We start from the raw sequence: 7,686 nt of genomic DNA, 5'->3' as shown, positions 1-7,686 counted from the left end.
ATATAGCAACTGGCATCCTAAGGTAGTAGATTACGAGATGGGAGGACATAACTTATTCCTCGTAAAATCGTGTCTTGACATTGGGGAGCATTACATTAAGGTCAATCAATATAAGAACCTAAAAGAAATACTTCAATTAGAATTAAGGGACTATTTATCAAGCGAAGACATAGAAGAACGGCTGATAAGTGCCTATATGGACTGTTGTAAAGAAATAATAGTTTCCAATACGAATAACCGAAGTGTTCTAGGCACTTTAAATGAGATCATGTTAATTATGAATGCCGTAGAGAAGAAGAATGATTTTGCAAACAATATTGAAAGAAATAAATGGAACAATCAAATTATCTATAAACCCATTGATTATGAGAAGCCTATAGACGTTTTTAAGAAAGCATTAGTTAAACATTTATAAGCGCTTACTTATAAGAAAATCGAGGAAAACACTGGCATCACATAATACCGTGTTCCCCACTGAGGGGCTTACGCCCCTTGGTCTGCAAGAGGCAATTCGAGAAGTAATATCAGGCAGACAACCCTGTACCGACTAACCGCATAGCAGCCGCCCTTCGGGCTCAAGTCGGTGAGGCGTCGGGGAACACAAAAACGTTATGTGAAAGTTCTGAAAACTGAAAATAATTAAATACTATTTTACTGTGGAGTGAAAGTAATGAGAAGAATTGAAGTCTTTGCTATAGAATCTGCCACAGAGGATAAAGAAAAAGGTAGTATATCCCTCAATGGAACTTCTTTATATGTAATAAAGAAAGGTGAAAAAGCTTACAGCACATCTGATAACGAAAGTCAAAGCCTAGTTATAGAATCAATATTATTCGATGGAAAAGAAGTGAATGAAATATCGATATTTCAACAGTGTACTCTTGTATTTAAGCGAATACTAACTTATAAGATTCAAGAATTAGATTTGTACTTATTTGGTCAAGCAGCTCAGGAATATGAACCAACTATTACCTATGCACAAGCTAGACAACTGGCTGAAGAATTGGCTTACGAGAATTTAAACCATTTTGTGCCTAATAATAATTCTCAATTATTGAGTCATAGATTTGAAGAAGCAGAATGTTGTTGGTTCTTTTTTACCAACGAGGATATTATTCCCACTCTCCCCGAAGAAGCATGGTTTAGCAAGAGTTACAGTTCATACGCAATATCTAAAAAGGGCGAAGCCCGTAGTATTTATAACTATACAAATGAAAAAGAAAAATTAAAAAAGTATGTACATGTGCTGTCAAATTACTTTAAATTGAATAGATTATAAAAATTTTTCGAAAGCGGATTCGAGATGGTCAGTACCTTCACTTAACACCGTATTCACGCAGCGGGGCTTACGCCCCTTGGTCTGCAAGAGGCAATTCGAGAAGTAATATCAGGCAGACAACCCTGTGAGGCTAAGTGGCGGAGCCACCCGGCCCTTACGGGCCTTAAGCCTCTCGGTTTCGTGAATACAAGAACGTTAGATGAAACACTTGCAAAGCATATTTTTAAAATAATAGAAAAATAAAATAAACGAAATTAGACATTGGAGGATTCATGAGGTTAATTGCTGTTATATTTGGATCTTGTATTCTGGTATATATCTTTTTTGCAGTAGGCCCTATAGGTTGGATTCTAGGAAGCGGCATTTTACTGGGGCTAATTATATATGGAATATTACTTTTACGAGAGATTAAAGGACAACTAAGAGTAAAGAGAGATTTTAAAGCAGAAAATCGCAAGATCATAAACGATAATGACAAAATCCAAAACGAGGAGGCGATTGATAGACAAACATGAATAATTCACTTGAAAGTAATATTCAGGAAGGCAAGTGTGCTTCATCTAACACCGTATTCACGCATCGGTCGCTGACGCTCCCTTGGGCTACCTGAGGCGTTTCGAGGAAGCGGAATCAGGCAGATAACCCCGCATCACCTAAGCGCAGTCGCAACCGGCCTTTGGCCTTAAGGTGATGAGGGTTCGTGAATATAACAACGTTATGTGCAATTGCCGTAACTAATAAACCTTTAAAAACAAATTGGAGTTGTTTGTGTGGATATGATTCATTTCACAGTTGAATATTCCGAAAACCAGAAAGCTCAAATCCTAGGGATTTATATAAATGGCAAAGATTTAGTTGAGTTAATTAGGAATTATGAGATTCAATTTGAACCTTCAATTGCAGGTGGATATGAAGGCTTGAATATCAAGTTCTTAAAAAATATTAAAGAGCACTTTACTGGAAAACTTAATGAAAATGATATTTTTAAATACGAGGGAAAAACACTAGCTTTGGGATGTAATTGTGGTGAGCCGGGATGTTGGCCTTTATTAATTAAGATAACTGAAGAAGATGAAGTAATCACTTGGAGTGAATTTGAACAACCTTATAGGAATGAGGAATCAGCAGGAGGTCATTGGGATTATTCAAATTTCCAATCACTCGAATTCAATAGAAAACAATATGAAGAACAATTAAAGATGATATGTGAGAGACTCATGGAAGGCGGCAACAGCACATAACACCGTATTCATGCTGCGGGCCTTATGGCCCTTGGTCTGCCCGAGCATTTCGAGGAAGTGGAATCAGGCAGACAACCCTGCGAGGCTAAGTCTTGACAGCCCCGGCGCTGCTGCGCCTTAAGCCTCTCGGGTTCGTAGATACACAAACGTTATACGCAAGTTCGTTAAGAACATTATAGAACAACTAGATTCTCAAAATCTATTTTCAATCCAAAACTAAAAAGAATATCAACACCTAGAATTGCATCAAAACCATAAGGTTCTTTTGTAAGTCCAAGTTGGATAGTGAAATTCTTAAGAATAATGTTATCTATTCCAAGGCATGAAACCACTTGCTGATAACATAATTCGCTTTGTCCCCCGACACCGTACATACGGACGGATTTTCCATTAATAAAGTCAATATCTAAACCAATAGGTTCAACCACGTCGGTATCGAAAATCGTAGTGGAGCATCCAGTATCGAGCAGGACATTATTAAGAAAAATTGAAGTGTTGTTGAAAGATAATGGGAAAGATACAATGGGGAGACCATTAGTTAGGTGAATCTTCATTGAAGACCTCTAATTCCCGTAAAGGGCTGTTCAATTACTTCAATAAGTTCATTTCCTGAATAAAATACATAGAGTTCTCTAGTTGGGTCCGACAAATGAAGCTTTTTATAAGAAGCCCAGGCTTCTTTTGGATTCATGAAATCTGATATAACTGACATCTCCTCGATATTTCTTTTATGATTAGCTGAATGAGCAGATAGTGCTTCTACCAGAATCCAACGATTAGGATATTTATCTCGGATACTAACCCACTTCATACACTGACACCTCCAAGAAGAACTTATAAATCAATTGTACAACCCCATTAACAAACAATCAATTGTGGGATAATTCAAAGAGGAACGAACAAGCATATAACACCGTATTCACGCTGCAGACCCTGTCGGATCGAGGCATTTCAAGGAAGTGGAATCAGGCAGATAACCTCTACGAACCTAACCGCGTCGCGGCCGGCACTACGTGTCTTAATGTGATGAGGATTCGTGAATATAATAAGGTCTCTGAAATCATATGCAGAGAATATATTAAAACGTTTTAAAATTCTTAATGAAAGGGGCGGATAATATGTTTTTTGTTAACTCAAGAGCAATAATTGAAAGAGACATTAATAATGAGATACAAATTGTAATTCAAATAAGAAATAAACCTAATGAACCATTAAAGATTGAATTACCTGGAGGAAGAATCGAGCTTTTTGAATCAATAATACAAGCACTTAGAAGAGAGGTAAGGGAAGAGACCGGACTAGAAATAACTGAAATTGAAGGAGAAGATACTAAAATTGATACAACTGGGATTAACCCTGAATTCGAAGTGGAATGCATAAAACCATTTGGGGCATATCAAACAATTAAGGGGCCTATAGATTCAGTAGGTTATTATTTTAGATGCAAGGCTGAAGGCGAATTGTTAAAAACCGGGGACGAAACGACAGAGATTAGATGGATTAATATCAAGGAACTATCTGAATTAATCAAGAGTAATCCGTTACAGTTTTCAAACGTTGATCGAGCAGGAATAATTTATTATCTAAAGCAAGTTGAAAGAACTTAGTGGGGAACTAAGAAATGATATCAGCTAACACCGTATTCACCTGCGGGGCTGACGCCCCTTGGTCTGCCAGATGGATTTCGAGGAAGTAGAATCAGACAGACAACCCTGCGAGGCTAAGTCTTCAACCCAGACGCTACGCTCTAAGTCTCTTTTGGTTCGTGAATACAAGATCGTTATCAAATACTAATGCAATTTGGTAGTAGGAGTGAATCAATGATGCATGATATTTTTAAAGGGAAGCGCATTCAGGCGGAAACAACTGCACTACCTAAATAGCGGAGCCACCCGTTCCTGACGGACCTTGAGCGAGTGTGGCGTCGTGAATGCAACAACGTTAGACTCAATAAGTGCAGAATATTATAAATACTATAAGATCAGAGGACTTTTCTTATGAGAGACTTTGAAATAATTGAAATAAAAGATGGATTAAACACAGAACCAGTGAATGAATTATTGACAGAAAGCATGATGGAAGGATTTAGACACATATCACGATTAGTAGAAGACTATAGGAACGGAACTAATAGATTTGATCATAATGATGAGGCATTATTTTTGTGTTTATTAGATAACAGAGTTATTGGGATATGTGGACTAAATCGAGATCCTTATTATGGTGATGGAGTAGGAAGGGTTAGAAGGCTGTATGTTTTGAAAGAATATAGAAGACATAATATTGGAAGAAAGCTCACAGAAGCCGTTATACAAAAAGCAAGGAATTATTATAAAAGACTTGTATTAAAGACTGATAACCCAAATGCAAGTAAATTTTATAAGACATTAGGTTTTAACGAAGTTTCAGGCGATGAGAAGATGACACATTATTTAGAATTGACAAAAGAACCTTATGCATGAAGACTCGAAGAAGGTAGTAACTGTGTCTTACACCATAAGCACGCTACGGACTAACATTCCTTGGTCTGCCCGAGGAATTTCGATGAAGAAGAATCAGGCAAACCCTGTACTGGCTAAGTCCGCCGGCCCAGTGCTAAGCACCTTAAGCCAGTGACGGTTCGTGAAATACAATCACGTTATGCGCAATTGCTAAAATAGTAAAACATAACTACTGAATTTTAGTTTAATGGGAGGATAATATGGAAATCTCAATAATTAGAGCTGGGCTCAATGATGCATCATTGATTCATGAAATGCAAATCAAATCATTTAGACCTTTATTGAACAAGTATCAAGATTTTAATACTAGTCCTGCTAATGAGACTGTGGAGAAAATTATTAGTAGAATAAATCAATCATTCACAGATTATTATATTATAGAAGATTACAATGTTCCTGTTGGAGCAATTAGAATTGTGAAAAAAGAGAACCAAACCTATCGCGTCAGTCCAATTTTTGTTTTACCTGAACACCAAGGAAAAGGAATTGCTCAGAAGGTCTTTTCAGTAATAGAAGCTAAATATAATGATGCGAAAGTTTGGGAACTCGATACAATATTACAAGAACAGGGGAATTGTTATCTCTATGAAAAACTAGGGTACAAAAAGACAAAGAAAAACAAAGAAATTAACGACAAAATGACAATTGTATACTATGAAAAACTTATGATCTAGTTTATCAGAAAATTGAAGAATAGTTCTTGTAGGTGAATCGAAGTTGCTAGCAACACGGCATACACCTGCTTCAGGACATACGCCCCTCTGTCCTACAGCTGGATTTCGAGGAAGTAGGTACAGCTGAACACATACGACTATCGTCGGACGTCATCAATACAAGAACGTTATCAGAAAGATCAGCAATTTAATATTAAAAACTAAAAAATAGAGGTGCATGCATGACTAGATTTGGTATTGTAAGGCATGGGAGTACGGAATGGAATAAGGAAGGGCTCAGGGAAATTCCGATATTCCCCTAGATGAAGATGGAGTAACAGAAGCTAACAGACTGGCACAAAGAATAAGCAAAGAAGAGTGGGATGTTGTGTATTCAAGTAATTTAATGAGAGCTAAGCAAACCGCAGAAATTATAGGGGAAAAGACAAGTAGTAAAGAGATTCACCTGGATTTAAGACTTCGAGAAGTAGGGGGAGGACAGATCGAGGGGACAACTGAAGTGGAGCGAATTTTAAGATGGGGAAGTAACTGGAGAGATCTGGATTTAGAAATTGAAACTGCTGAGAGTGTAGTTTCAAGGGGGCTTTCTATATTTAACGAGCTTAAAGCTAAGCATAATATAGGAAATATATTAATAGTAAGTCATGGTTCGTTTATCAAGCATTTACTTAAGATATTAATCCCTAATGCAAACATGGAAGAACACTTAAAAAACTCTTCAATAACAAAACTCATTTATAGAGATTATGAATGGGAATGTGAATTGTATAATTGTACATGGCATTTAAATGAAGAATAATTTTGAAGGCAATTCAAAGATGGCTGATCCATCTGATAACACTGTATTCACGTAGCGGGCCATACGTCACTTGGTCTGCTAGGGATAATTCAGGGAAGTGGATTTAGGCAGACAACCATGTGAACCTAACCGTGTCGTGGCAGGGACTCCATCCCATAAGGTTCTCATATTCGTGAATACAAAAACGTTATCTGACATTGCCTAAAAACGTATATGGATTCTGGTGTCTTTTGTGAGGGGTAGATATATGTGGGTTTCATACGAAATAATTAACGGGCATCCCCCAGATTTTAAGGTGAGATATAGATTTTTTACTTTAGCCGAAGGAGGTAGAAAACTACTTCCTCGACAAGGATATAGAAGTGATTTTGCGTTAGAAGAAGACTTCTTAAAGACACCAATTGAGCTGAGGGTAATTCATCCAGAGTTCGAAGATGAAAATGGAAATATAATTTTGGATGAATCAAGGAATGTACTCGAATCAGGTATTGCACGGATGTGGATTTTGTTTCCAAAGGCGAGGGCAGAAAGGCATATTAATGATATTAAAATTGGTCTTAAAGGATATTTGATGGAAGGACCAAGAAAGGCCGCGGAAGTAGAGATTATTGAGATTATAGGATTGGAATCAAACCCGAGAACTGAATAAGGAAGATATTGACGTATCTCAAAAAGAGGCCAAAATCAGCTAACACCATGCAGACCGACTACGTCGATCTTTGATCTGCTCAAGGAAATTCGGGGAAGTGATATCAGAAGACGAGTGATTTGAATGAGTGCTTGGAGAAGAATAGCATTAAATTTGTTTTACGACCTTCGATTACAATTTAACGATAGGGATTGAATGCTAATTCAAAAAAGGCTAGTCCGATGAAAGACCTATAGGACAGACTGATTGTCTATAAAGAAGTAAAAGCAGATGCATAACCCACCAACGGGTTCATGCATCTGTTTTTTTAGGTGAGAAGCCGGATCCCACGAACGAGGGACTCTGAGCTTTGATCCCGTTGTTCCGTTCCACATGGTTAACTATAGCGGGCTGTTATGATATGCTTTGTAGGGATAAGCAAAAAAGGGAAAAACTGTAATCGTCTAATAAGAAGGTGTATTCCAAAGCAGTCTAGTTTTTGAGACAATTCCCTTAGAGTAAGTCGTTGGAGTTTTTCGACTCTACTCGAAAAACTCTAATGGG

General features: G+C 37.4%; 10 protein-coding genes and 1 pseudogene. 9 read left to right on the top strand and 2 right to left on the bottom strand.

Annotated features, from left to right (window positions below; genetic code table 11):
- From CF651_RS32590 to CF651_RS30895, 4 genes are all read left to right on the top strand, one after another.
- The coding region (locus CF651_RS32590; RefSeq protein ID WP_179233079.1) for a DUF6933 domain-containing protein at positions 1 to 415 on the top strand (415 nt) is incomplete at its 5' end.
- Positions 416 to 670: 255 nt separating this feature from the next.
- Complete coding sequence (locus tag CF651_RS30905) at positions 671 to 1,279, top strand: hypothetical protein (protein ID WP_094018715.1); 609 nt, start codon at positions 671 to 673, stop codon at positions 1,277 to 1,279.
- A gap of 272 nt (positions 1,280 to 1,551) precedes the next feature.
- Positions 1,552 to 1,794 carry a hypothetical protein gene (locus tag CF651_RS30900; protein ID WP_094018714.1) on the top strand — a complete coding sequence of 81 codons (243 nt, stop codon included), beginning with the start codon at positions 1,552 to 1,554 and terminating at the stop codon, positions 1,792 to 1,794.
- Between the two features lie 255 nt (positions 1,795 to 2,049).
- Entirely contained in the window at positions 2,050 to 2,520 is a 471-nt protein-coding gene (locus tag CF651_RS30895) for a hypothetical protein (RefSeq protein ID WP_094018713.1), read from the top strand.
- Between the two features lie 173 nt (positions 2,521 to 2,693).
- Here the strand turns inward: CF651_RS30895 and CF651_RS30890 are convergent, their stop codons facing one another.
- Together CF651_RS30890 and CF651_RS30885 are read right to left on the bottom strand one after the other, a co-directional pair.
- Positions 2,694 to 3,074 carry a pepsin/retropepsin-like aspartic protease family protein gene (locus CF651_RS30890; protein ID WP_094018712.1) on the bottom strand — a complete coding sequence of 127 codons (381 nt, stop codon included), beginning with the start codon at positions 3,072 to 3,074 and terminating at the stop codon, positions 2,694 to 2,696.
- A complete protein-coding gene (locus CF651_RS30885; protein WP_094018711.1) occupies positions 3,071 to 3,331 on the bottom strand; it encodes a hypothetical protein in 261 nt (86 codons plus the stop codon). Before CF651_RS30885 ends, CF651_RS30890 begins: the two co-directional genes overlap by 4 nt.
- 307 nt (positions 3,332 to 3,638) lie before the next feature.
- Between CF651_RS30885 and CF651_RS30880 the strand changes: the two genes are divergently transcribed.
- The 5 genes and pseudogenes from CF651_RS30880 (at position 3,639) to CF651_RS30860 (ending at position 7,143) form a co-directional block, all read left to right on the top strand.
- On the top strand, positions 3,639 to 4,127 hold the full coding sequence (locus CF651_RS30880; RefSeq protein ID WP_094018710.1) for an NUDIX hydrolase: 489 nt from the start codon (positions 3,639 to 3,641) through the stop codon (positions 4,125 to 4,127).
- Between the two features lie 390 nt (positions 4,128 to 4,517).
- Positions 4,518 to 4,982, top strand: a complete 465-nt coding sequence (locus tag CF651_RS30875; RefSeq protein ID WP_094018709.1) for a GNAT family N-acetyltransferase — start codon at positions 4,518 to 4,520, stop codon at positions 4,980 to 4,982.
- A 239-nt stretch (positions 4,983 to 5,221) separates the two neighbouring features.
- A complete protein-coding gene (locus CF651_RS30870; RefSeq protein ID WP_094018708.1) occupies positions 5,222 to 5,695 on the top strand; it encodes a GNAT family N-acetyltransferase in 474 nt (157 codons plus the stop codon).
- 221 nt (positions 5,696 to 5,916) lie between these two features.
- A pseudogene (locus tag CF651_RS30865) lies at positions 5,917 to 6,494 on the top strand (histidine phosphatase family protein).
- Positions 6,495 to 6,741: 247 nt separating this feature from the next.
- Positions 6,742 to 7,143, top strand: a complete 402-nt coding sequence (locus tag CF651_RS30860) for a hypothetical protein (protein WP_094018707.1) — start codon at positions 6,742 to 6,744, stop codon at positions 7,141 to 7,143.
- The last annotated feature ends 543 nt before the right edge of the window (positions 7,144 to 7,686 follow it).

Origin of the sequence: Paenibacillus rigui, assembly GCF_002234615.1 — a bacterium.
In the GTDB taxonomy this organism is placed as follows: Bacteria; Bacillota; Bacilli; order Paenibacillales; family NBRC-103111; genus Paenibacillus_S; species Paenibacillus_S rigui.
Note: the sequence above shows the minus strand (reverse complement) of the source record. Positions and strands in the feature narration are given on the sequence as shown.